The following is a 21,651-nucleotide window of genomic DNA, read 5'->3' as shown; positions in this document are numbered from 1 at the left end:
CTTTACGTAAGCGTGAACCGGTCCTATAAACCGGGCACAGCCCTTGGGAGAATCAGAATGGACATGGAGTTCAGCCCCGAAGACCTGGCCTTCCAGCAGGAAGTCCGGAACTTCATCGCCGAAAACTACCCCGAAGAATTGCGCGGCAAGCAGGATGAGGGGGAAGAGCTGTCCAAGGAAGATTTCCTGGCGTGGCACAAGGTGCTCTACAAGAAGGGCTGGGTCGCTCCCGCATGGCCGGTCGAATATGGCGGCACCGGCTGGACCCCGACGCAGCGCTTCATCTTCTCCGAGGAAACCGCGCGCGCCGACTGCATCCGGCTGATGCCCTTCGGCCTCGCGATGGTCGGCCCGGTGATCTACACTTTCGGTACCCCCGAGCAGAAGGCCTATTTCCTCCCCCGCATCCTGTCGGGCGAGGATTGGTGGTGCCAGGGCTATTCGGAACCCGGCGCGGGATCGGATCTCGCCAGCCTGCGCACGACGGCGGTTCCCGACGGCGACGACTATATCGTCAACGGCCAGAAGACCTGGACGACGATGGCGCAGCACGCCGACTGGGGCTTTTTCCTCGTCCGCACCGACAAGGACGCCAAGCAGCAGGAAGGCATCAGCTTCCTCCTCATCGACATGAAGTCGCCCGGCATCACCGTGCGCCCGATCATCACGCTGGGCGGCGAGCATGAAGTCAACGAAGTGTGGCTGGAGGATGTTCGCGTCCCGCAGTCGCAGCGCGTCTACGAAGAGAATAAGGGCTGGACCTGCGCCAAGTTCCTGCTCGCGCACGAGCGCACCGGCATCGCCGGCGTCGCTGCGTCGAAGCGCGGCGTCGAGAAGGTCAAGGCGATCGCGCGTACCGAACTCGACGGCGACAAGCCGCTGATCCAGAACGCCTTCTTCAAGCGCAAGATCGCCGAGCTCGAGGTCGATCTCACGGCGCTCGAATTTACCGAGCTGCGCAGCCTGGCGGGGCCCAATGCGGGCCGCGGACCGGGGCCGGAATCGAGCCTGCTCAAGATCAAGGGATCGGAAATCCAGCAGCGGCTGACCGAACTGACGCTAGAAGCGGTGGGCCATTATGGCGCGCCCTATTTCCGCGGTTTCGGCGAGGGCGACAACGAGCATCCGATCGGGCCCGATTATGCGCACCGCGCGGCGCCGACCTATTTCAACGTCCGCAAGACGACGATTTACGGCGGGTCGAACGAGATCCAGCGCAACATCATCGCGAAGATGGTTTTGGGGCTCTGATCACATAATTGACGTCATCCCGGCGGAGGCCGGGATCTCGACCTCGCGCCATGACGCAGCGGTGAGATCCCGGCTTCCGCCGGGTTGACGATGAAATCGAGGATAACGACAATGGATTTCACCTACACCGAAACGCAGGACATGATCCGCGACACGCTGGCCCGCTTCCTCGGCGACACCTATGATTTCGAGACGCGCCAGAAGTTCATCGCGAGCGACGAGGGCCGCGATCCCGCGATCTGGACCGCGCTGGCGCAAGAACTGGGCATGCTCGGCGCGGCCTTTTCGGAAGAGCATGGTGGCCTCGGCGGCGGCGCTCTGGAAAATGCGATCATCATGGAGGAACTCGGCAAAGTGCTCGGCATCGAGCCGTACCTGCCCACCGTAGTCATCGCGGGCGGCGCGCTCAAGGCCGTCGGCGGCGCGCAGGCCGACAAATTCATCCCCGAGATCATCGCGGGCAAGGTCATCGTTGCCTTCGCTTACGCCGAACCGCAGGGCCGCTACGACCTCGCCAATCTGCGCACCAGCGCGAAGAAGGATGGCGCGGGCTATGTGCTCAATGGTCACAAGAGCGTGGTCTATGCCGCACCTTGGGCGACGCACCTGCTCGTCACCGCGCGCACCGGCGGCGGCCAGCGCGACCGCGAGGGCGTGTCCTTGTTCCTGATCGACGCGAACCTGCCGGGCATCGTTCGCCGCGACTATCCGACCGTCGACGGCAGCCGCGCGTCGGAAATCTATTTCGAGAATGTCGCCATCCCCGCCGACGCGCTGCTGGGCGGCGAGGGCGAAGGGCTGGCGCTGATCGAACAGATCGTCGACGAGGCGACCATCGCGGTGTGCGCGGAAGCCACCGGCGTGATGCAGAAGCTGCACGAAGGCACGCTGGACTATACGCAACAGCGCAAGCAGTTCGGCGTACCGATCGCGAAGTTCCAGGTGCTGCAGCACCGTATGGTCGACATGTTCATGGAGGTCGAGCAGGCGCGCTCGATGACGATCATGGGGACGCTGAAGCTGGGCCTCCCCGCCGACGAGCGCAAGGCCGCGGTGTCGGCGGCGAAGTACAAGGTCGCGCGCGGCGCGAACTTCGTTGGCCAGAACGCGATCCAGACGCACGGCGGCATCGGCATCACGCAGGAGCTGGCGATCGGCCATTATTTCAAGCGCGCGACGATGATAGAGGGCCAGTTCGGCAGCGCCGATTATCATATGGAGCGCTACGAGGCGCTGACTTTGGCGGAATAGGTGGCTGAGGGCAGGTTTCGGGCGGAGCGGACATCTTATTCTCCCTGTCGCGCAGCGATGGGGAGGGGGAACATGCGAAGCATGGTGGAGGGGTGGAGGCCTCCAACGCTGACGCTTATGGCACCGACTCCTCCATCACCCTGCGGGTGGTCCCCCTCCCCACGGCTACGCCGCAGGGAGCATTCGGAACGTCCGCTCCCCACCCCGAAGCGGCCCTAAGCCACCCGTCAATACGACAAGTCGATCGCGATCCGGAGCGTCCGCGGGCGCAGCGGGGTCAGATACCCCGCGCTGCCCTCGACGAAGGGCGTGCCGAGGGCGAAGCGGTTGCCCTTGGCGTCGAAGAGGTTGGTCAGCGTCAGCGACAGGCCGCGGCGATGGTTGCCGAGACGCATCGCGAGGCCGGTGTCGACATATTTGCCCTGGCCCTCGCCGAGGATCGGACCGATACCGAGCCGGGACGGGCCGACATAATTCGCCCAGCCGTTCACGCGCAGATCCTCGTCGCCCATCGGCGCGGCATAGTTGAACGAGCCGCGCACCGCATATTTTGCGACATTCGGAATCTGGCCGAGGCGCTCGAGCAATTGTTCCTGCGGGATGGTAATCCCGACATCGCCGCCCGCCGCCGCGGCGCGCACCGCGATTGTGCGCAATTCGGTCGAGAAAAGCTCGGTCACGCGGCTGTGATTGTACACGCCGCCCAGCTCGAACGACAGCTCGGGGATCGGACGCACCGCAAAGGCGCCGGTGACGCTGGTGATCCGCCCGTCGCCGATATTGGCGGTGGTCGGGAAGCCGTTCGTGTCGATGAAATCGGCCTGGATATCGCGCCAGCGGCTATGCGATATCGACAGGCTGGCGTCAAACGGCGTCCAGCCCTTCTCGCCGAAGCGCACCCCGGTTTCGAGCGTCTGGACCTGGTCGTTGCGGAAGCGGCGGACGAAATTATTGTCGACCGCGAGGCCGCCTGGGCGGAAACCCTCCTGATAGCGGACGTAGAGCGTCACGTCGCGCATCGGCGTAGCGAGCAGCGAGGCCGAGGGCAGGAGGTCGGTTTCGGACCGGTGCGCGGTCTCGGCGCGGCCCGCGAAAGCGACGTCGAGCGGAACGTCGCGCCCCGCACCGTCGAGGCGCGCGTGCGAGAGCCGGAGGCCGCCCGCTGCGATCAGGTTCGGCATCAGCTCGACCGTCGCCTCGCCATAGCCTGTCACTTCGGTGATCCGGTTCGATACGCCGGTGAGCGGCATCTGGACGAAGGCGTCGCCGATTTCGCGGCTCTGGCGCGTGCGGTTGTCGAGCAGGCTGACCCCGACCACCCAGCCGAGCCCGTCGTCGAACGGGCGCGACAGCCGCGTCTCGCTGACGAACATCCGCGTCGCGTTGCGTTGGTCGAGGATGCGCGGCGGATCGTTCGGCTTGCTGGCGTCGAAGCGTTCGAACAGCCGGTGGCTGACGAAGGCGTTCGACGACTGGAAGAACAGCCCGTCCCACTCCTTCATCACGACGATGGTCCCGAGGCCGTATTTGGCCTTGGCATTTTGCTCGACGTTCGAATTGCGGATCAGCGGCGGCGCATTCTTGTCGGCATATTGCGCGTCGCGCGAAGCGATCGTCTGGTAGACGCCGCCGAGATCGATCGTCCAGTCATTGCCCGCGTCGAAGCGAAAGGTGCCGCGACCGCCGCGGACGTCGACGCGGTTGACGTCGTTCTGGCCCAGCATCGGATTGTCGATATAGCCGCCGTCGCTGAGCATATAGCCGACGAGGCGCAGCGCATGGCCGCCGTCGCCGACGGGCAGGTTGACGATCGCACCGAGGTCGCCGCCGGGGTCGCCATGCTGGGTCACCGACACGCCGGCGATCGCCTGAACCGTCTGGCGATAGGGATCGGGGGCGTTGGGGACCGCGCGGATGATGCCGCCGAGCGAACCGGCGCCGTAGAGTGTGCCCTGCGGCCCTTCGAGGACCTCGACATTCTGGATGTCATAGAGGCGGAGGTCCGGGTCGGGCGCATTGTAGCTGAGCCGGATGTCGCCGAGATATTGGCCGACGGTCGATTGAGTCGGGCCGGTGAAGCTGGAATCGGCGATGCCGCGGATGAACAGCTTGTTGCGCCCCGAACCCAGGTGGGTCGAGGAGACGGTCGCCATGCGCGACAGGATCGATTCCATCCCGCGCTCGCCGCCGAACGCCAAATCGCCGCCATCCAGCACGGTGGCGACGCCCGCAAAGCTTGCGTAGGGCAGATCGGTCTTCGAGGCGGTGACGATGATCTCGTCATCGGGCCCGGCGACGAGATTGTCGGGTGCCCGCGCTCGGGGCGGCGGCTGTTTTGGCGGCGAGGTGGCGCGTCGCGCGACCTTGGGCGGCGGCGGGCGGCGTTCGATGCGCCAGCTGGTCGCGCTGACGCGCACGGCGCGCGCGTCGGAGCCCGCGAGCATGCGGTGGATCGCCTCTTCGATGCTCATCCGCCCGCGCACCTTCTTGACGCGGTTGCCCCAGAGGCCGGCGTCGGCGACGCTGATGCTGACGCCGCCCTGGCGGCTAAGCAAAGGCAGGCTGGTCGACAAATTTCCCTTGGGCACGTCGAACGCGCGTTCTTCCGCGGCCTGCGCCACGGCAGGGACGGCGAGCATCGCGATCGCGGCGGCGAGGGGCAGGCTGCGCCGCATCGTCAGCGCGTGAGAACCCAGCCGTCGCCGCGCCGCTCGGCGCGGGTACCGGAGAGCGCGGCGAGGTCTGTGATGGCACGGCCCTTGTCTGCGCCGATCACGAGCGCGCCGCGGAAGGGGAGGTCCGCGGCTTCGGGCGATACGCTGACCGCGATTCCCGCAGTGCGCCGGAGGTCGCCCGCGACCACGGACAAGGGCGTGTCGGCATAGACCAGCTGGCCGCTGCGCCAGCCGCCGATCGTCGCGCTGTCGATCTTGCGTACCTTGGGTGCGCTCTTCTCGCCGTCGCGCGCCTCGATGCCTTCGCCCGCGACCATGCGCACATTGTCGCGGTGCGGGTTGTAGACCACGATGCCTTCGGACACCGCGACGCTGGTCGCGCGGTCGCGGCGCACGACGTTGAAGGCGGTGCCGAGATCGACGAGCCGCGCGCCGCCCGTCTCGACCACGAAGGGATCCGATTCGCGGTGGACGACATGGAACATCGCTTCGCCGCTCTCCAGCTTGGCAAAGCGTGGGCGTTCCTCGTCGAGGGTCACGACCGAGCCGCCGTTGATCTCGATCCGCGACCCGTCGGCGAGTTCGAGCGTGCGGTGCTCGCCCGGCGCCGTCTGGATTCGATTCGGGTCGCCGAACAGGCCGATATTGGGGACGGTGATCGCGGCGACGAGGGCGGCGGCGATCGCCCCGCCGAACCAGGCGCGGCGCGACGGACGCACGCGGGGCGCTTCGTCGTTGGCCGCGACGGGCGCCGCGGGCCGGGCGGGAAGCGCGTCGAGGTCGGCGTCGAGCAGCGCGACGGCGTCATAGGCCGCGGCGTGCGCCGGGTCCTCGGCCAGCCAGTCGGCGAAAGCGTACCAGTCGGCGAAAGCGGGATCGCGCTGGGCGATGACCCAGTCGATCGCGCGCGCTTCGATGGCGGTCATGTCAGGTTGCATCGAACTGCCTCCTGATCGCGGCGAGCGCGGCATAGACCTTGCGCAGGTCGGCCTCGACCGTGCTGAGGCTCACGCCCTGTTCGGCGGCGATGTCGCGCTGCGCGATACCGTCGACGCGGAAGCGGCGGAAGATGCGCGCGGGGCGCGTGCCGGTCGCCTCGATCGCCGCCTCGACCTGCTCGAGTTGCTGCCGCGAGATCAGCGCGGTTTCGGCCGAAGGCGCTTCGGTGGCGGCATTTTCGCCCCACGCCTTGTCGCGCAGCTCGCTCTGGCGCGCCGAGCGATAGCGGTCGAGCATCAGATTGTTCGCGGCGCGCATGACATAGGAGAGCGGGTCGGCGATCGGCCCGGTGCGGCGATCGGTGAGCCGCATCCACAGGTCCTGGAACAGGTCCTCGGCGCCCGGGCCCGCACCGCGCACCTCGAGGAAGCGGATGATGCGCGCGCGGTTGGCGAGCAATACCCCCTCGATGCCCTGCATGGGCTGCGGTGCGTCGGTCGCCTCTGTCATGGATCGATTGATTCGGAACGCCATCTGCTGCTTTTCGGCACCTGCCTGGCTGGTGCCCCACGTCCCCCTGGCGGGGCCGTCATATAGCGCCCCCAGCGCGGCGCGCAACCGCGGCATGACCTCTCCCGCATGGAAACGATGCTCGCGGTGAAGAGGGAAGGGGGCGGTGGCGGCAATCATGATCCTCGTTCGTTCGTCAAATAGAAGGGCAAGGGGGAAGCGGAGGGTGGGGTGGGTGCTTCCCCCTTGCCGGGACAAGGTCGGACCCGGGGGCTTAGAGACCGACCTTGAGGCTCGCACGGAAAGCCCAAGCCACATGGCTTTGCTGTTCTTCCGCGGAGAGTTCGCCCCCAACCTGGAATGCAGAGTTGCCGGCGATCCCGCGGATGCGGCCGACCCAGCCGCTCGTGCGATCATCAGGGGTGAGAGTGAAGGGGGTGCCGTCCTTGAACGACGCGGTCGTCGTGCCGAGCGAGCCGCCGACGATCTGGCGGCGGCCGCCCTCGATCTCGAAGCGCGTCCAGCCGTCATATTCGTCTTGGCCGCCGAAATCGAGGCCGAGCGCGACGGTGCCCGACACCGCGAGTTCGTCGCTGTCGCGGCTCAGCACGGTGAGGTCGAGGGCGTCGCCGCCGCCGGTTTCGGTGTAGCCGTCTTCCTGCAGCTTGTAATAGTCGACCGCTACCGCCGGGCGGAACGAGATGCCGCCGAGACGCGTGTCATAGGCAACCGAGCCAGCGGCCGACCACAGGGTGCCGTCCCACTTGGCGCGCATCGTCTCGTTGATGTCGTCGGCACCGGCTTCGGCCTGGAACAGGCGCGTGCCCTTGAAGCTGACCGGGGCGCCCGAGACGCGCGCGCTGGCGAGGATGCCGTTCGAGCGAAGGCGCCAGTGGAGCGCGCCCTCGAACTGGCTCGACGACACTTCGTTGGCGTTCGCCTTGTTGCCGTCCTTGCCGCTGAGGAAGCCGACCGAGCCGCCGAAATTGCCAAGATCGGTCTTGATCTCGGCGCCGAGCGCGACGCCCCAGCCGGTGACGTCGTAGCCCGCCGTGTCGCCGACGCTCTTCGACGTGCCCCAGACCGCCTGGTTGATCCAGTAACCCCATTTGCCCTGGTCCTGGAACGGCGCGTTGGGGTCGTTCAGGTAGCGGGCCAAGGCACGCGAGCCGGAGGTTACGGTTTCGAACACGCCGCCCTCATGCTCGGGCAGCATCTGGCCCAGCTGGGCCTTGAACTGGCCGCCGTCGGTGATGTCGAGGAAGACCTGTTCGATATCCTCGTCCGCCGACAGCGCGTCGATCACCGCGTTGAAGGCGCCGCCTTCCGAGCGGTTGAGGCCGAGTTCGGTCGTGGTCTTGCGCGACACATCGACGATCAGCTGGGTGGCGTTCGAGGTCAGCGTGCCCTTGTAGAGGAAGGGTAGCAGCGTCGAGGTGGCGGTGAGGTTATTCGCGCCGGTCAGCGTACCGGCTGTTAGCACGACATGCTGGCCCTCGGCATCGTCGAGGCTGGTGAGACGCAGCGCGAGCTTCGATTCGGCGCCGAAGCTGGCGTTGCCCGTCACCTGGATCGCGGTACCGGTGTTGCCGCCGTCGAGCGTCACGCCGAGCACGCCCTTGTTGGTGACGGCGAGCGACGAGATCGTCGCCGCGCCGACGACGTCGAAGGTGCCGCCACTGACCGCGACCGCCAGGCCCTGTGAATTGGCGAGGCGGCCCGAGAACATCGCGGTGCCGCCGATGGTCAGCGAGTCGCTGCCGCCGCCGAAATCGGCGACGCCGCCGAATTTCGAGGTTCCGGCGAGGGTCATGATGTCGTTGCCGCCGCCGAAGGTTGCGGTGCCGTCGAAGGTGCCGTCGCCCGACAGCGCGAGCGTGTTGTTGCCGGTGCCGAAGAAGGCGTCGCCCTTCATCGAGCCGTCGGCGATGTCGATGAGGTCGTTGCCGACGCCGAAGCGCACGTCGCCGATGATCGCGGGGGCAGCGATGCCCGACGCAACCGCGGTCTGCTTGACCGAGGCGCCGCCGAGGTTGCTCGACAGGTCGATCGCGATGTTGCGGTCGGAGGTGCCGAGCGCGCCGGTCGCCGAAATGGTGCCGCTGTTCTCGATCGTCCCGACGGTGCCAGACAGGTCGACGATACCGCGCGCGGTGCCGTTGTCGCCCGCCGCCTTCGCAGCGATGGTGCCACTGTTGCGGATCAGCCCGACATTGCTGCCGGCCTCGACGACGATGCCGGTGGTGATCGCGGTCGCGGCGTTGCCGCCCTGTGCGTCGATCTTGCCGGCATTGCGGATTTCGCCGAGCGTTGTGCCCGCGCCGACCTGGATCGCGGTCGCCGAGGCGCCGTTCGAGATGGCGCTGACGAGGCCGGCGCTGCCGATCGCAACGCCGCCGGCGATATTCACATTGCCGCCGAGGCCGCCGATTTGCATCGCCGTGGCGTTCTTGCCCGCATAGAGGCCGTTGCCGAGGATCGTGCCGTCGACGATCACGCCGAAGCCGGTACCGGTGCCGGGGACCGCGCCGATGGTGACGTCGCGCCCGGCCGCGCCGATGCGCACCGCAGGGGCCGAACCGAAGGAGCGGACGACCGCCGAGCCTTCCTTGGCGTCCTCGATGCCGTCCTTGTCCTCGTCATTGTCGGTGGTGCTGCTGTCCTTCGGGGGGATGGCGAAGATGACGCCGCCGGTGACGTTGCCCTCGATCGACAGCGCTGGGCCGCCGTTGAGCAGGTCGTCGGCGTCGAGCTTCGACGGATCCGCCGGCGGGGTGGTGAAGCGATAGCCGGTCGAGGTCAGATTGCCCTGTACGACGAGCGAGCCGGTGATGTTGCCGCTGAGCCGCGCCGCGGTCGCGTCGAGGCCGGTCGCGGCGATCGTGCCCGCGAGGCGGACATTGCCGGTGACGTCCTGGATCCCGACGCCGAGCGCACGGTCGCCGAGTACCGAGATCGTGCCGTCATTGGTGAAATTACCGGTCAGCGCGCCGCCTAGACGGATGCCCGCCGAATTATTCCCCTCGACCGTGATCGCGCCCGAGTTGACGACATTGCCGGTGAAGGCGCCGAGGGTCTCGATGCCGACGCGGTTGTTGCCAATCGCGAAGGCACCGTCGATGTCGCCGTCGTTGTCGATGTCGGTCGGCGCATAGCTTTCGTCGATGATGATCTTGCCGCTGGCGGTGTTGGTGATGTTGCTCGTCACGCCGGCATTGGCGACGATGCCCTTCGATCCGTCGGCATTGGTGATCTGGATCGTGCCTTCGTTGACGAACTTGTGATTGCTGTCGATGGTCACCGCGGTGCCCGAAGTCGGCTTGATCGAGCCCGAGGCCGCGAGGCGGGAGTCGTCGGGGGTGGTGCCGCCGTTGACGGTCGAGGAACGGATCGGCGTGGTAAGCGCATTACCGATCACGGTTTCGGCAAAGGCGGGGGTGGCCATGACTGCCACCAGGCAGGTCGACGCGAGCAGGGTCTTGCGCATTGAGTTCCTCTTGAAATCGGGGCGGGACAGCTCCCGCGACAATGGCTTGACGGAGCGGACCGGGCGCGGCCTTGGAAAAATAACGCGGACCACGGCAGGAAAAGTGTCGCAACTTGTCGCAATCGCAACCAAGCCATTGCGCGCGGCGGCTCAATTTGCTGAATGAGCGGCGAAACAGGCTGTCCCCAAGCCCGAAAAGGTCCTTCGAATGCAAAAATATGGGCGGTCGATGCTGCGGCTCGGCGCTGTCTCCATGGCATTGGCTACGCTCGCCGCCTGTTCGGCGGGCGACGACAGCAAGGGCGGGCGCCCGGCACCCGAGGTCGGATATGTCGTGGTCCAGCCCGGCGCGGTTCCGGTGCCGATCGAGCTCGGCGGCCGCACCGTCGCTTTCGAGACCAGTGAAGTGCGACCGCAGGTCAACGGCATCATCCTGCGCCGCCTGTTCGAGCAGGGCAGCTATGTCCGCGCGGGACAGCCGCTGTTCCAGATCGACGCCAGCCTCTACCGCGCCGCGGTCGACCAGGCGTCGGCAAACCTGTCTAGCGCGCGCGCCAGCGCCGAGGCCGCGAAGACGCGCGCCGACCGCTTCAGGCCGCTCGCCGAGATGGAGGCGATCGCGAAGCAGGATTACACCGACGCCGCGGCGCAGGCGCGCGTCGCCAATGCCGTCGTCGCGCAGAATGCCGCGGCGCTCGAAACCGCACGGATCAATTTGCGCTTCACCACGATCAGCGCGCCGATCAGCGGGCGCATCGGCCGCACCCTGTTCACCGCGGGCGCGTTGGTGAACGCGAACCAGGCCGACGCGCTGGCGGTGATCCAGCGCACCGACCCCATCTATGTCGACATGCAGCAGTCGAGCGCCGAGTTGACGACGCTGCGCCAGTCGATCGCGAGCGGGGGCGTGCTGCCCGGCGGCGCCAATGTGCGGCTGCTGCTCGAGGACGGCAGCGCCTATGGCCTTACCGGTACGATCGAGTTTTCCGAAGCCGTGGTGAACGAAGAGACCGGCACGATCGCGCTACGCGCGCGCTTCCCGAACCCGCAGGGCACCTTGCTGCCCGGGATGTTCGTGAAAGCGGTGTTCGACCAGGCGATCGAGCAGAACGCCTTCCGCGTGCCGCAGGCGGCGATCCAGCGCGATTTCGACGGCTCGGCCTTCGTCTACCTCGTCGGCAAGGACAACAAGGCGATGCGCCGCAAGGTGAAGGCCGACCGCACGCTCGGCGCCTTCTGGGTCGTCTCCGACGGGCTCAAGGCGGGCGACCGCGTGATCACGCAGGGGCTCGGCAATCTGCGCCAGGGACAGGATATCCGCCCCGTCGCGGCGTCGAGCGCGCAGCGGGTCGGCGCGCCAAAGGGTGGCGGCGCGGCGGGCGGGCAAGCGAAGAAGGGCGACTGACCGCCCATGTCACGCCTGTTCATCGACCGTCCGATCTTCGCCTGGGTGCTGTCGATCATCGTCATGCTGGGCGGGGTCGGCGCGCTCTATATGCTGCCGATCGAGCAATATCCCGACATCGCACCGGCGCAGGTCAACGTTCGCGCCAGCTATCCCGGCGCCTCGGCCGAGACGATCGAGAACAGCGTCACCCAAGTGCTCGAACAGCAGCTGACCGGGATCGACGGCCTGCTCTATTTCAGCTCGCAGTCCAGCTCGCGCGGGCAGGCGAGCATCACCGCGATCTTTGCCAAGGGCACCGATCCCGACATCGCGCAGGTGCAGGTCCAGAACAAGATCCAGGCCGCGCTGTCGCGCCTGCCGCAGCAGGTGCAGCAGCAGGGGGTGCGCGTCACCAAGTCGAATTCGGACACGTTGCTGCTGGTCGGCGTCTATGACGAGACCGACACGCGCGTGAACCAGGACGTGTCCGACTATATGACGTCGAACATCCAGGATCCGCTGTCGCGCGTCGAGGGCGTCGGCGACGTCAACATCTTCGGCGCGCCGCACGCGATGCGCATCTGGCTCAACCCGCAGCGGCTGGCGGCGGTGTCGTTGATGCCGAGCGACGTGATCGCGGCGGTCACCGCGCAGAACAGCGAGGTCGCGGCAGGCGAGGTCGGGGGACTGCCGTCGTCCGCGGGCCAGATGCTCAACGCGACGGTGACCGCGCAGTCGCGGCTGCAGACCGTGCCCGAGTTCGAGAATATCGTGCTCAAGACGCTGCCCGACGGGTCTACGGTGCGGATCAAGGACGTCGCGCGCGTCGAGATCGGTGCCGAAAGCTATGCCGTGGTCAGCCGGATCAACGGTCATCCGGGCGCTGGCATGTCGATCTCGCTGTCGCCGGGATCGGACGCGCTCGAAACGGCCGAGCGGGTCAAGGCGCGGATGGAGGAGCTCGCGGCCGATTTCCCCGACGGCCTGACCTACAGCTATGCCAACGATTCGACCGAGTTCATCAAGCTGTCGGTGAGCGAGGTGCAGAAATCGCTGTTCGAGGCGATCCTGCTCGTGATCCTCGTCATGTTCGTCTTCCTGCAGAGCTGGCGCGCGGTGCTGATCCCGGCGATCGCGGTGCCGGTGGTGCTGCTCGGGACCTTCGCCATCTTCTATATGCTGGGGTTCAGCATCAACACGCTGACTTTGTTCGGGCTGACGCTGGCGATCGGCCTGCTCGTCGACGACGCGATTGTTGTGGTCGAGAATGTCGAGCGCCTGATGGAAGAAAATCCCGGCATGTCGGCGCGCGAGGCGACGATCCAGTCGATGCAGGAGCTGCAGGTCGCGCTGATCGCGATCGCGCTGGTGCTGGCGGCGGTGTTCCTCCCCATGGCCTTCTTCGGCGGGTCGACCGGGGTCATCTACCGGCAGTTTTCGGTCACGATCATCTCGGCGATGATGCTCTCGGTGCTCGTCGCGCTGATCCTGAGCCCCGCGCTGACCTCGACCCTGCTCAAGCCGAAGGACCATGGCGAAGCCGCCACCGCGGGCGGGCGCTTCCCGCGCGCGCGCGCGGTGTTCGAGCGCGCCAAAAACGGCTTCAACACACGCTTCGATTCGTTGGTCGAGCGCTATGTCGGCAGCGTGACCCAGGTAGTCGACCGCAAATGGCTGTTCCTTGGCATTTATGCGGTGCTGCTCGTCGCGCTCGTCTTCCTGTTCCTACGGCTGCCCGGCGGCTTCCTGCCGGGCGAGGACCAGGGGCGCGTCCAGGTCCAATTCCGTTTGCCCGCGGGCGCGACCCAAGAACGAACGCTGCAGGTACGCGACGAGATCGAAAAATATATGCTCACGCAGGAAAAGGCGAACACCGGCGCGCTGTTCCTGATCGCGGGCGGCGGTGGCGGCGCCGCGGCGGGGCAGAATACGGGGCAGGGCTTCGTCAACCTCGTCCATTGGGACGACCGCCCGGGCAAGGAAAATACCGCCGACGCCATCGCCGAGCGGGCGCGGGCGGCGCTGAGCGGCCTCCGCGATGCCCAGATCTTCGCGCTGGTGCCGGGCGCGGTGCGCGGTCTGGGTGACTCGTCGGGCTTCACGATGCAGTTCCAGAACCGCAGCGGGATGAGCCGCGAGCAATTCGTCGAGGCGCGCGAGCGCCTGCTGGCGATGGCGAATGCCAATCCCAAGCTGACCTCGGTGCGGCTGTCCGACCTGCCCGACGTCGCGACGCTCAAGATCGATATCGATACGCAGCGTCTGACCGCCTACGGCCTTACGAACAGCGATGTGAACAGCACGCTCGCGACCGCCTGGGGCGGGCGTTACGTCAACGACTTCATCGACGACGGGCGCGTCAAGCGTGTCTATGTCCAGGGCGACGCGCCCTATCGCGCCAAGCCCGAGGACCTCAGCCAATGGTATGTGCGCTCGAACGACGGCGAGATGTCGCCGTTCTCGGCCTTCTCGAAAATCGGCTGGTCGACCACGCCGAGCAGCAGTTCGCGCTTCCAGGGCGTGCCCGCGTTCGAAATCTCGGGCCAGCCCGCGGCGGGCACCAGCTCGGGCGAGGCGATGGACGAGATGGAGCGGATGGCGGGCGAGATACCCGGGACCAGCGTCGCCTGGTCGGGCTCCTCCTATCAGGAGCGGCTGTCGTCGGGGCAGGCGCCCTTCCTCTACGCCATCTCCTTGCTCGTGGTCTTTCTGTGCCTTGCCGCACTCTACGAGAGCTGGTCGATCCCCTTCGCGGTGCTGCTCGTCATCCCGCTCGGGCTGATCGGCGCGGTGGTCGCGGTGAACCTGCGCGGGCTGGAGAATGACGTCTATCTCCAGATCGGGCTGCTCACGACGATGGGGCTCGCCGCCAAGAACGCGATCCTGATGATCGAATTCGCCGAGCAGGAAGAGCGTAAGGGCAAGCGCGTGATCGAGGCCGCGGTCGAGGCCGCGCGCATCCGCCTGCGCCCGATCCTGATGACCAGCTTCGCCTTCATCTTCGGCGTGCTGCCGCTCGCGATCGCGACGGGGGCAGGGGCGAACAGCCGCGTCGCGATCGGCACCTCGGTGATCGGCGGCATGCTGACCGCGGCCTTCCTCGCGATCTTCTTCATTCCGCTCTTCTTCGTGCTCGTGCGGCGCGGCGTGCGCGACGGGGTGAAGGCGGCGCGCGAGTGGCTGGGCCGTCGCCGCGGCGGCAAGGTGGCGACGGCATGAGGCGCGCGCTGATTCTCGGCGCCGCGACGCTCGCGCTCGGCGCCTGCTCGCTCGCGCCCAAATATGTGCAGCCGGCGGTGCCGGCGCCGGTATCGTGGCCCGTCGGCGACGCTTATCTTGCGCAGAGCGAAGCGGCGCTGCCGCGCGTGACGCTGCACGAATTGTTCCGTGACCCGCGGCTGCAGCAATTGATCGGCCAGGCGCTTACCAACAACCGCGACCTGCGTATCGCCGCCGCCAATATCGCAGCCGCCCGCGCGCAGGTGCGCGTCACGCGCTCGGCGCAATTCCCCGCTATCGGGGTCAGCGGCTCGGCCGACTATACCGACGGCGGCGTCAGCAACGGCGGCACGGTCGGCACGACCGGTTCCGGTGGCCGCCAGAGCTATGCCTTACAGGCCGGCGTTTCGGCGTTCGAGCTCGACCTGTTCGGGCGGCTCGCCAACGCGACCGCCGCCGAGCGCGACCGCGCCTTCGCGACCGAAGCTGCCGCGCGCACGGTGCGCCTGGCGCTGATCGCCGACCTCGCCGAAGCCTGGGCGAACCATGCCGCCGACCGCGAACTGCTCGCGATAGCGCGCGACACGGCGGAAAGCGCGCGGCGCAGCGTCACGCTCACCCGCGCTCGGCTCGAGGGCGGGGTCGCGCCACGCACCGATCTCCGCCAGGCCGAACAGGTACTCGCGACCGCCGAGGGCGACCTCGCGCTGCAGACCGCGGCGGTGGCGCAGGACGAGAATCTGATCCGCCTTCTCGTCGGCGCGGACTATGACCGGGCGCTGCTGCCCGCGAGCCTCGACGACGTCAGCGCCTCGATAGCGACGCTGCCCGCCGGGACCAGTTCGGACATCCTGCTCCGCCGTCCCGACGTGGTCGAGGCCGAATATCTGCTCCGCGCCGCCAATGCCGATATCGGCGTCGCGCGCGCGAGGCTGTTCCCGACGATCTCGCTGACCGGGCTGCTCGGCTTCGCGAGCGATGCGCTGGGCTCGCTGTTCACCGGCGACGCCTTCCGCCTCACCGCGGGCGCCGACGCCAGCCTGCCGATCTTCGACGCCGGCGGGCGCCGCGCGGGCGTGGCGGTCAGCGAAGCGCAACGCGACGCCGCGCTCGCCGCCTATGAACGCGCGATCCAGACCGCCTTCCGCGAAGTCGCCGACGCGCTCGCCGACCAAGGCACGCTCGGCGAGCGCCTTCGCGCTGCCAATGCGAACACCGAAGCCGCCGCCGACACCGCGCGCCTGACCGACGCGCGCTACCGCGGCGGCGTCGACAGCTTCCTGTCGAGCCTCGACGCCCAGCGCAGCCTCTACAGCGCGCGACGCAGCGAAATTGCGGTGGAATTGGCGGCAGTGCGCAACCGGATCACGCTGTACCGGTCGCTGGGCGACGACGGGGTGTCCGCAGACTGAGGTAAATGGCGGAGCGGGAGGCCATTGCATCAAGCGCCTTAGACCTTGAAAAAGCATCGGTTTATTTCGACAGGATTATGGTATACCATAAATTATACCATAAAATAAAAATCCACCCCGGCATTTCGATAATGCAGGGGACGGCTTGCGGCACTAAATAGCGCATATGCTGACGCAGATCACGTTGCCGATCCGGGCCCTCAACTTCCCCAATGCGCGCGTGCCGACAAGGCGCTTCGCAGCCGAGTTGCTCGTGCCCGGCGACAAGGTCGAACTTCGCGCGGAGCCGAAAAACCCGGCCGACCCGAACGCCATCGCCATCGATTCGCCCGAGGGCGTGCAACTGGGCTATCTCCCAGCCGGGCGTGCGCCGTTCGTCGGTTTGCAGCAAAGCCGCGGTGACGTGTGGGCGATCTTCCAAGGTTTGAATGAGTATGGGGCCTTCGTCCGCATCGCCTTCAACGGCGAGGCTCCGACGCTGCCGCCTACGACCGCGGCCGGTCGCCAGCCCTATCGGGATTGGTGGCCGGATGACGAATGTCCAGATTGAGGACAGAGCATGTTTGACCCAACTTACCTGGCTGAGCGGCTAAGCGGGCCTAAGAAACGCCGGCTGTGCGAACTCGCTCACGCTGGGCAGTCGTTGCCGTTTAAGCGCACCGATAACGCACTGCAGGCCTTCGGGCTGATCGAGCGATACACCGGGGTAACTGACGATGCGTTCACGGAACTGACAAGCAAAGGAATGGAAGTAGCCCAAGTGATCGTCGGGCGAGGCCTGTAATGCTCAGCTACAGACCGGAATTGCGCATGCGCAAATAGACGTCTCGAACTGCCTGGGGTAAGGGCTGTGAGGGCTGGCGGGAGCAGAGCGCTTTTACTTCACCCACAATGCCACTGGGTGTCGTAGATTTTCCTACGTCATCGGGGGCTACGCCTGATACTCCGAAAGCTACGTTAAGCCCGCTCCAGAATCCCAGTATCCATTGTCGTGCTTGCCATTCATTTATCTGCTGAGCTTCAATCAAATCGGCGCAGACGAAGGCCTCGCCGTCGTTGGAAGTCATAGCGAAGACAGTCGCAGATTCGCTAGTCGGGAGGGGCTGCGTGGCCGCCGCTAGCAATACGAGAGCAAGCTTCATATCACCCCCAAAAAACAAACTCAGTTGCTTTTCTGCTGGACAGATAGCAACTGAGTTTGTATAACCATTTTTGTCGGACGGAGAGGGAACTCACCTGATCCCGCCGACAACCTGAAAGGAAAGAGAATGTCATTCTCGATCCGGCTCCGGGTTTGGAAAGTGACCTTTAGCTTCACAATCCAAGCCTAGAAGCCCCCGCCCCGGTCTAGCCTCCGGGGCGGGATAGGGTGCAAGATAGAGGCGATGCGATGATGATGCAAGGAGACGACCTAAGGGCGCTGCGCAAGGCGATGAACCTGCGCCAAGCCGCACTGGCGAGGGGCCTCGGCATGACGCCGCAATTCATCGGAATGATGGAGCGCGGCGAGAAGGCGATCGAGCCGCGCACGGCGATGGCTGTACTCTACCTCGTCGACCATCCCGAAGCCCGGCCCGACGTCGAAGCCGGTGACGACCCGATCTACAGCCCCGGTCAGCTTTTCGACTTGTGGGAGGAAAGCCGGAAGTTGGCCGACGGTCGAACGTGGGGGCGGTGGAGGTTCAGCGCCGATAGCCTCACCCTCGACCTCGACAGCCGCGAAGATGTCGTCGACCGGGACGGGGATGGTAACGAGATCATGGGGAGAACCGAGCGCTACTATGTCCCGCTCACCGACATGGTGGACGCGGAAAGCCTCACCAATTGGATCGGCCAGATCGCCGGCAAGGGCTGGGGCGCCGTGGCGGTAGGCCAGTTCGTCGCGGCGCTGAACGACATTTTCGGCATTCAGGGCCGCTTCGTGCAGGCCGGCGGCTTTGAGAATGCCAAAGAGGTGAAGGCCTATCTACTGGGCATGCTCGCGGCCGCCGAGGAGGTCTGAAACACAAAAGGCGGCGAGGTCTGGAGACCCGCCGCCTTTGATGTTGTGGAGCGGCCCGACGGGGTCACGCCGTCCTCGCACCCCCTGGTCGGGGGCTCGTCCAATCGACGGGCCGCACGCCGCTGCTGCCGCTGCTCAGCGGAAACTGCAACTGGTCAATTTCATGCGCGCTCCTATAATCGCCGCATGGCCAAAAAATCTTTCTCTGTGCCTTACGTCGAACGCGATCTCGTGGCTGATTGGCTCCGGAACTATCGGGGGCAGGAGGTGGCGACCGAACCCGAGAGGCTCGGCCACGTCACAATGATCGCGGCCGAAAACGAAGGCGATGCGGCGCGCGCGGTAGAGCGCCTCAATCCGGGCTTTGTCGCCATGCGGGATTATATCAGGCTCCTTCCTTCCTGACCGCATAGTCGGGTTTGGGGAAGGGCCGCTGCGGATGGCGGCACCCTTTCGCGAACCGCGGCTTGAGGAATCGGAGGTATCGGAACTGGCGCAGCTCGTGGCGCGTGGCGCGCTCGATATTCGCCCGCAGATGCGCCGCGCGCGGCCCGACCTTCTTGCCGTTGGTCGCCAGCGAGTTGTGATAGAACTCGCCATCAAGCTCCCAGAAGAAGGCAAAAAAGGAGCGGCGCAAGTCCCCCCTGCGCCGCTCCAAACGATGTTCGCAATCGACATCGCCCCCTACATCTGCCGTTCGTCTCGGGTCGCATTTGACGGCGGGCAGACCGAGTCGTTGGTGACTTCCTAGCGGTCGGTCGCAGAATTTGCATTGATATATGTTGAGGGCAGAGGCCGCTCGATCCTGGCGATGCCGAATAGCGGGCAACCGCGCCGCCTCTGGGTACGTCAGCCCGGTTGCCCGCTCGCCGACTTGCGCCGACCACGACCATAGGCCGCGCTTCCGAATAGCTTCCGCGGACGGAATGGTCCAAGCTTCATTTCGCTAACAGATTGATTCTTGTGGGGAGAACATCATGAGGCGCACGACAGTGGCCGCGCTGGTTCTGATTGCAGCAACGGGCTGCGCGGCGGCCGAGCGGGACCGAGAAGAGCAGTCTTTCGAGCCTCCTGCGGCCGTCGTGGATGAGCCTGTAATCGTTACGGTGACCAAGACGCCTGCGGACGGCGCTGAGGTGCTCGACTAGCGCTCCCGCTCAAGGTGGCCGGGACGGTGGGGACCAACCTTTCGCCCCGGCCTGGCCGCCCTTTTCGTGGGGATCCGGGCGACCGGAGATAATTTCATACGCCTCTAAAGTTAACGACGCCACGCCGCCGGGAAGTTGGTCTTTTTCAAAAGAGCAGTTTTTGATATTTGAGACTCGCGGAGGGGTATCCGTAGAGGGGAGAACTGGCATGCTCTCTTTTGGTAAGCACACTGTTGCGAGCTGTGCGAGCAGCCTTCGGCAACGCCATGCTGAGAAGGCCGAAGAAATGGTCGAGCGTCAAATCGGCTGGTCGCAAGAGCGCAACGCTAAGGATGAGGTTGCGTTCTGGACAGCGGTTCTGGAACACCTGCAGGAGGCTCCCGAGCTCCTGACGAGACTTTCGGTCCACTAGGTCGAAATAGGGCGCGGTCCGGCTTTGAATTAGCGGACGCGCCCACTGTCGCCTTTGCAACAACGGCTCGGGGAGCTATCATTTCAACGGCGGTCCCACTCCGCTGGTCCGAACGACCTCACGGACCGCGAGCAGGTCAGGCCTTCATCCCCCAAGGACGAGCCTGACCTGTTTGCACCGACGACGACCCCAAGCGCTTTGACGAGCGCCTGGCGACGATGGGACGGTACGGGTGGCAGGTATTGCAGGTGCTGGGGCGGCGGTGATTTCGCAGTATTCCCGTAGGGCGCGGCGTCGGGCCTCTCGCGAGGGTCGCGCCCGCCAGTCGCTAATCAGGCGCTTCTCTCAGGCCGTGGGTTGCTCGCCATTTGCTCGCTTTGCGTCAAAAGCGACATTTACGACGTTGCCTACGAACATATCCGGCACCGGGTGGATCGGCTTTTCCCTAGCGAGAGAGCATACTTCCTTCACCCGATCTGTCCGGGTTGCCTCCGGGTACCACGCCTCGAAACCGATGATAGGCACGGTCTTCCCGGCCCAGCCTTTGCCTTTACCCTCGTCCGTCGAATGCAGCACAATATCTGCGACACCCAGCGCGTCGCGAGCATAAAGCGCGGACATCATCACGATAGCATCGGGCGTGGCGATGACCCGCCCTTTGCCTTTCGGGTCACCCGGATTCGTTGACTTGGCGCTTCGCAATTCGCTGACCCCGATCAGCACGTTGGGGCTGGGCTCTATCGGTATGCAGGCCGACCCCATGTCGTCGAAAAAATCTCGGATCGAGCCGAACTGGCTGTTGTCGAAATACTCCTGACGGAACTCCGCCAGCGAAATCGTCGAATAGAATATCTTACGCTTGTTCGCCTTCGCTTCGTCCACGAAACGGGCAATGTCAGCGAAATGGGGAGCTTCTACGTCGTTCGTGACGTAGCGAATGAACAGGCAAGAATCCCAGAACAGATTGTCGAGCATCAGGCGTCACCGTCCCATGCTTCAATTGTGAACGGTCGAAAAGCGCCGCGCCAACGGGTTAGGTCGCCGTCCTTTTTTATGGGCTCAATCGAAGAGACTTCGACACGAAGAGGGAGCGGCGCAGTGGAGGAATATATGGCCCGGCCATGCACTCTTACGCGGCTATGCAGGGCGTCGCCGAGAGCGTCGATGTCCTCTCGGCTACAAACGCAGTCGATTTCTTTGCCACCAGCGGAGAGTGTGAGTTTGATTTGCGGGAGCGACCCGCGAAGATCGACATAGTCCAGGATGCCATCGAAGGAACCCATCGACACGCCATCGTACCAAGCCCCGCGCGCGCTTTTCCGAGCAGCATTAGCCCTTTTACGCAGGAAGTCGTCGATGCGGGTAACGACCGCATCTGTGCGCACTTCGGCGAAACCGAACCGGCTTTCTGCCCCGGCGGTTAGGCGGCTCACCTTTTGAACGACAGGCGCCAGCCGGACAACGCGCGAGTCTTGGACCTTAATGCCGTCGATTGCGTCGTTGAAGGTTGGGATGGCTGACACGCCGTCAAAATCAGGTTTGATCGGCACTTCCCGCAGTAATGCCGTCGGTTCGGACATATGCATATTTGCGAGAATATAGTCGTGCGTCGCGTCGCCGTTTGCGAGCGTGTCCGCGGCCTCTAAGGCGGCCACCAGTTGCGTAAGCTTGGTGGCGAACGTGCGCGCGAGGACGCGCCCGTGATCCTCTTTGGTGAGGCCGTGGACTTTGAGCTCAATCTGGCGAGGTCCGATGACGTCCACGTTCTGCCCTTCCCAACAGCGAGGGGTGATAGCCTAATGCGGGGGCTTTGTGAAATCCTTACCGTGCGCAGCCACGCCCATCATTCCCACTCGGCCTTCGCCGGTCGGCAGGGATTAAGCCCGACAACCCCGCTCGCCGCCAGCAGGCGGCAGGCGGCGTCAAGCTGACGGGCCAGAGCCTTTCCCCATGCGTCG

16 protein-coding genes are annotated in these 21,651 nt (G+C 65.6%); 9 read left to right on the top strand and 7 right to left on the bottom strand.

Going from position 1 to position 21,651, the window contains the following annotated elements; genetic code table 11:
* Positions 1–57 precede the first annotated feature (57 nt).
* Positions 58–1,251, top strand: a complete 1,194-nt coding sequence (locus BWQ93_RS06085) for an acyl-CoA dehydrogenase family protein (RefSeq protein ID WP_077029733.1) — start codon at positions 58–60, stop codon at positions 1,249–1,251.
* Between the two features lie 111 nt (positions 1,252–1,362).
* The gene (locus tag BWQ93_RS06080; RefSeq protein ID WP_077029732.1) at positions 1,363–2,502 is read left to right on the top strand and encodes an acyl-CoA dehydrogenase family protein; all 1,140 of its coding nucleotides are present in this window, start codon (positions 1,363–1,365) and stop codon (positions 2,500–2,502) included.
* Between the two features lie 227 nt (positions 2,503–2,729).
* On the opposite strand, the gene BWQ93_RS06075 is transcribed toward BWQ93_RS06080, so the two are convergent.
* The 4 genes from BWQ93_RS06075 to BWQ93_RS06060 form a co-directional block, all read right to left on the bottom strand.
* Positions 2,730–5,177: a TonB-dependent receptor domain-containing protein gene (locus BWQ93_RS06075; protein WP_077029731.1), complete on the bottom strand. Its 2,448-nt coding sequence runs from the start codon at positions 5,175–5,177 to the stop codon at positions 2,730–2,732.
* 2 nt (positions 5,178–5,179) lie between these two features.
* Positions 5,180–6,103 (bottom strand): FecR family protein, encoded by a 924-nt coding sequence (locus tag BWQ93_RS06070; RefSeq protein ID WP_077029730.1) that lies wholly within the window; start codon positions 6,101–6,103, stop codon positions 5,180–5,182.
* Position 6,104: 1 nt separating this feature from the next.
* Complete coding sequence (locus BWQ93_RS06065) at positions 6,105–6,743, bottom strand: sigma-70 family RNA polymerase sigma factor (RefSeq protein WP_335694639.1); 639 nt, start codon at positions 6,741–6,743, stop codon at positions 6,105–6,107.
* A 157-nt stretch (positions 6,744–6,900) separates the two neighbouring features.
* Positions 6,901–10,113 (bottom strand): autotransporter outer membrane beta-barrel domain-containing protein, encoded by a 3,213-nt coding sequence (locus BWQ93_RS06060; RefSeq protein ID WP_077029728.1) that lies wholly within the window; start codon positions 10,111–10,113, stop codon positions 6,901–6,903.
* Between the two features lie 253 nt (positions 10,114–10,366).
* Between BWQ93_RS06060 and BWQ93_RS06055 the strand changes: the two genes are divergently transcribed.
* The 6 genes from BWQ93_RS06055 (at position 10,367) to BWQ93_RS06025 (ending at position 18,538) form a co-directional block, all read left to right on the top strand.
* Entirely contained in the window at positions 10,367–11,518 is a 1,152-nt protein-coding gene (locus tag BWQ93_RS06055; protein ID WP_232314755.1) for an efflux RND transporter periplasmic adaptor subunit, read from the top strand.
* A 6-nt stretch (positions 11,519–11,524) separates the two neighbouring features.
* On the top strand, positions 11,525–14,719 hold the full coding sequence (locus tag BWQ93_RS06050) for an efflux RND transporter permease subunit (protein ID WP_077029727.1): 3,195 nt from the start codon (positions 11,525–11,527) through the stop codon (positions 14,717–14,719).
* Positions 14,716–16,131 carry an efflux transporter outer membrane subunit gene (locus tag BWQ93_RS06045; RefSeq protein ID WP_077029726.1) on the top strand — a complete coding sequence of 472 codons (1,416 nt, stop codon included), beginning with the start codon at positions 14,716–14,718 and terminating at the stop codon, positions 16,129–16,131. The genes BWQ93_RS06050 and BWQ93_RS06045 overlap by 4 nt, the downstream gene beginning before the upstream one ends.
* A gap of 166 nt (positions 16,132–16,297) precedes the next feature.
* On the top strand, positions 16,298–16,681 hold the full coding sequence (locus BWQ93_RS06040) for an HIRAN domain-containing protein (RefSeq protein WP_232314754.1): 384 nt from the start codon (positions 16,298–16,300) through the stop codon (positions 16,679–16,681).
* Positions 16,682–17,521: 840 nt separating this feature from the next.
* The gene (locus BWQ93_RS06030; RefSeq protein ID WP_077029724.1) at positions 17,522–18,133 is read left to right on the top strand and encodes a helix-turn-helix transcriptional regulator; all 612 of its coding nucleotides are present in this window, start codon (positions 17,522–17,524) and stop codon (positions 18,131–18,133) included.
* Positions 18,134–18,319: 186 nt separating this feature from the next.
* Entirely contained in the window at positions 18,320–18,538 is a 219-nt protein-coding gene (locus tag BWQ93_RS06025; RefSeq protein ID WP_077029723.1) for a hypothetical protein, read from the top strand.
* Here BWQ93_RS06025 and BWQ93_RS06020 read toward each other — a convergent pair.
* Entirely contained in the window at positions 18,519–18,770 is a 252-nt protein-coding gene (locus tag BWQ93_RS06020; RefSeq protein WP_198040479.1) for a Mom family adenine methylcarbamoylation protein, read from the bottom strand. The genes BWQ93_RS06025 and BWQ93_RS06020 overlap by 20 nt on opposite strands.
* A 340-nt stretch (positions 18,771–19,110) precedes the next feature.
* Between BWQ93_RS06020 and BWQ93_RS21090 the strand changes: the two genes are divergently transcribed.
* Positions 19,111–19,281 carry a hypothetical protein gene (locus BWQ93_RS21090; RefSeq protein ID WP_198040478.1) on the top strand — a complete coding sequence of 57 codons (171 nt, stop codon included), beginning with the start codon at positions 19,111–19,113 and terminating at the stop codon, positions 19,279–19,281.
* 757 nt (positions 19,282–20,038) lie between these two features.
* Here the strand turns inward: BWQ93_RS21090 and BWQ93_RS06010 are convergent.
* Both BWQ93_RS06010 and BWQ93_RS06005 read right to left on the bottom strand, forming a co-directional pair.
* Positions 20,039–20,668: a hypothetical protein gene (locus BWQ93_RS06010; RefSeq protein ID WP_077029721.1), complete on the bottom strand. Its 630-nt coding sequence runs from the start codon at positions 20,666–20,668 to the stop codon at positions 20,039–20,041.
* A complete protein-coding gene (locus tag BWQ93_RS06005) occupies positions 20,668–21,456 on the bottom strand; it encodes a hypothetical protein (RefSeq protein ID WP_077029720.1) in 789 nt (262 codons plus the stop codon). The genes BWQ93_RS06010 and BWQ93_RS06005 overlap by 1 nt, the downstream gene beginning before the upstream one ends.
* Between the last annotated feature and the right edge of the window lie 195 nt (positions 21,457–21,651).

This window comes from Sphingopyxis sp. QXT-31, assembly GCF_001984035.1.
Classification (GTDB): Bacteria; Pseudomonadota; Alphaproteobacteria; order Sphingomonadales; family Sphingomonadaceae; genus Sphingopyxis.
The sequence above is the reverse complement of the archived record's forward strand: the minus strand, read 5'-3'. Positions and strand labels throughout refer to the sequence as shown.

Excerpts from the sequence above, each read along its gene's own strand:
- BWQ93_RS06085 (WP_077029733.1), top strand. The coding sequence starts at position 58 with ATGGACATGGAGTTCAGCCCCGAAGACCTGGCCTTCCAGCAGGAAGTC.
- BWQ93_RS06080 (WP_077029732.1), top strand. The coding sequence starts at position 1,363 with ATGGATTTCACCTACACCGAAACGCAGGACATGATCCGCGACACGCTG.
- BWQ93_RS06075 (WP_077029731.1), bottom strand. The coding sequence starts at position 5,177 with ATGCGGCGCAGCCTGCCCCTCGCCGCCGCGATCGCGATGCTCGCCGTC.
- BWQ93_RS06070 (WP_077029730.1), bottom strand. The coding sequence starts at position 6,103 with ATGACCGCCATCGAAGCGCGCGCGATCGACTGGGTCATCGCCCAGCGC.
- BWQ93_RS06065 (WP_335694639.1), bottom strand. The coding sequence starts at position 6,743 with ATGCCGCGGTTGCGCGCCGCGCTGGGGGCGCTATATGACGGCCCCGCC.
- BWQ93_RS06060 (WP_077029728.1), bottom strand. The coding sequence starts at position 10,113 with ATGCGCAAGACCCTGCTCGCGTCGACCTGCCTGGTGGCAGTCATGGCC.
- BWQ93_RS06055 (WP_232314755.1), top strand. The coding sequence starts at position 10,367 with ATGGCATTGGCTACGCTCGCCGCCTGTTCGGCGGGCGACGACAGCAAG.
- BWQ93_RS06050 (WP_077029727.1), top strand. The coding sequence starts at position 11,525 with ATGTCACGCCTGTTCATCGACCGTCCGATCTTCGCCTGGGTGCTGTCG.
- BWQ93_RS06045 (WP_077029726.1), top strand. The coding sequence starts at position 14,716 with ATGAGGCGCGCGCTGATTCTCGGCGCCGCGACGCTCGCGCTCGGCGCC.
- BWQ93_RS06040 (WP_232314754.1), top strand. The coding sequence starts at position 16,298 with ATGCTGACGCAGATCACGTTGCCGATCCGGGCCCTCAACTTCCCCAAT.
- BWQ93_RS06030 (WP_077029724.1), top strand. The coding sequence starts at position 17,522 with ATGATGATGCAAGGAGACGACCTAAGGGCGCTGCGCAAGGCGATGAAC.
- BWQ93_RS06025 (WP_077029723.1), top strand. The coding sequence starts at position 18,320 with ATGGCCAAAAAATCTTTCTCTGTGCCTTACGTCGAACGCGATCTCGTG.
- BWQ93_RS21090 (WP_198040478.1), top strand. The coding sequence starts at position 19,111 with ATGAGGCGCACGACAGTGGCCGCGCTGGTTCTGATTGCAGCAACGGGC.
- BWQ93_RS06010 (WP_077029721.1), bottom strand. The coding sequence starts at position 20,668 with ATGCTCGACAATCTGTTCTGGGATTCTTGCCTGTTCATTCGCTACGTC.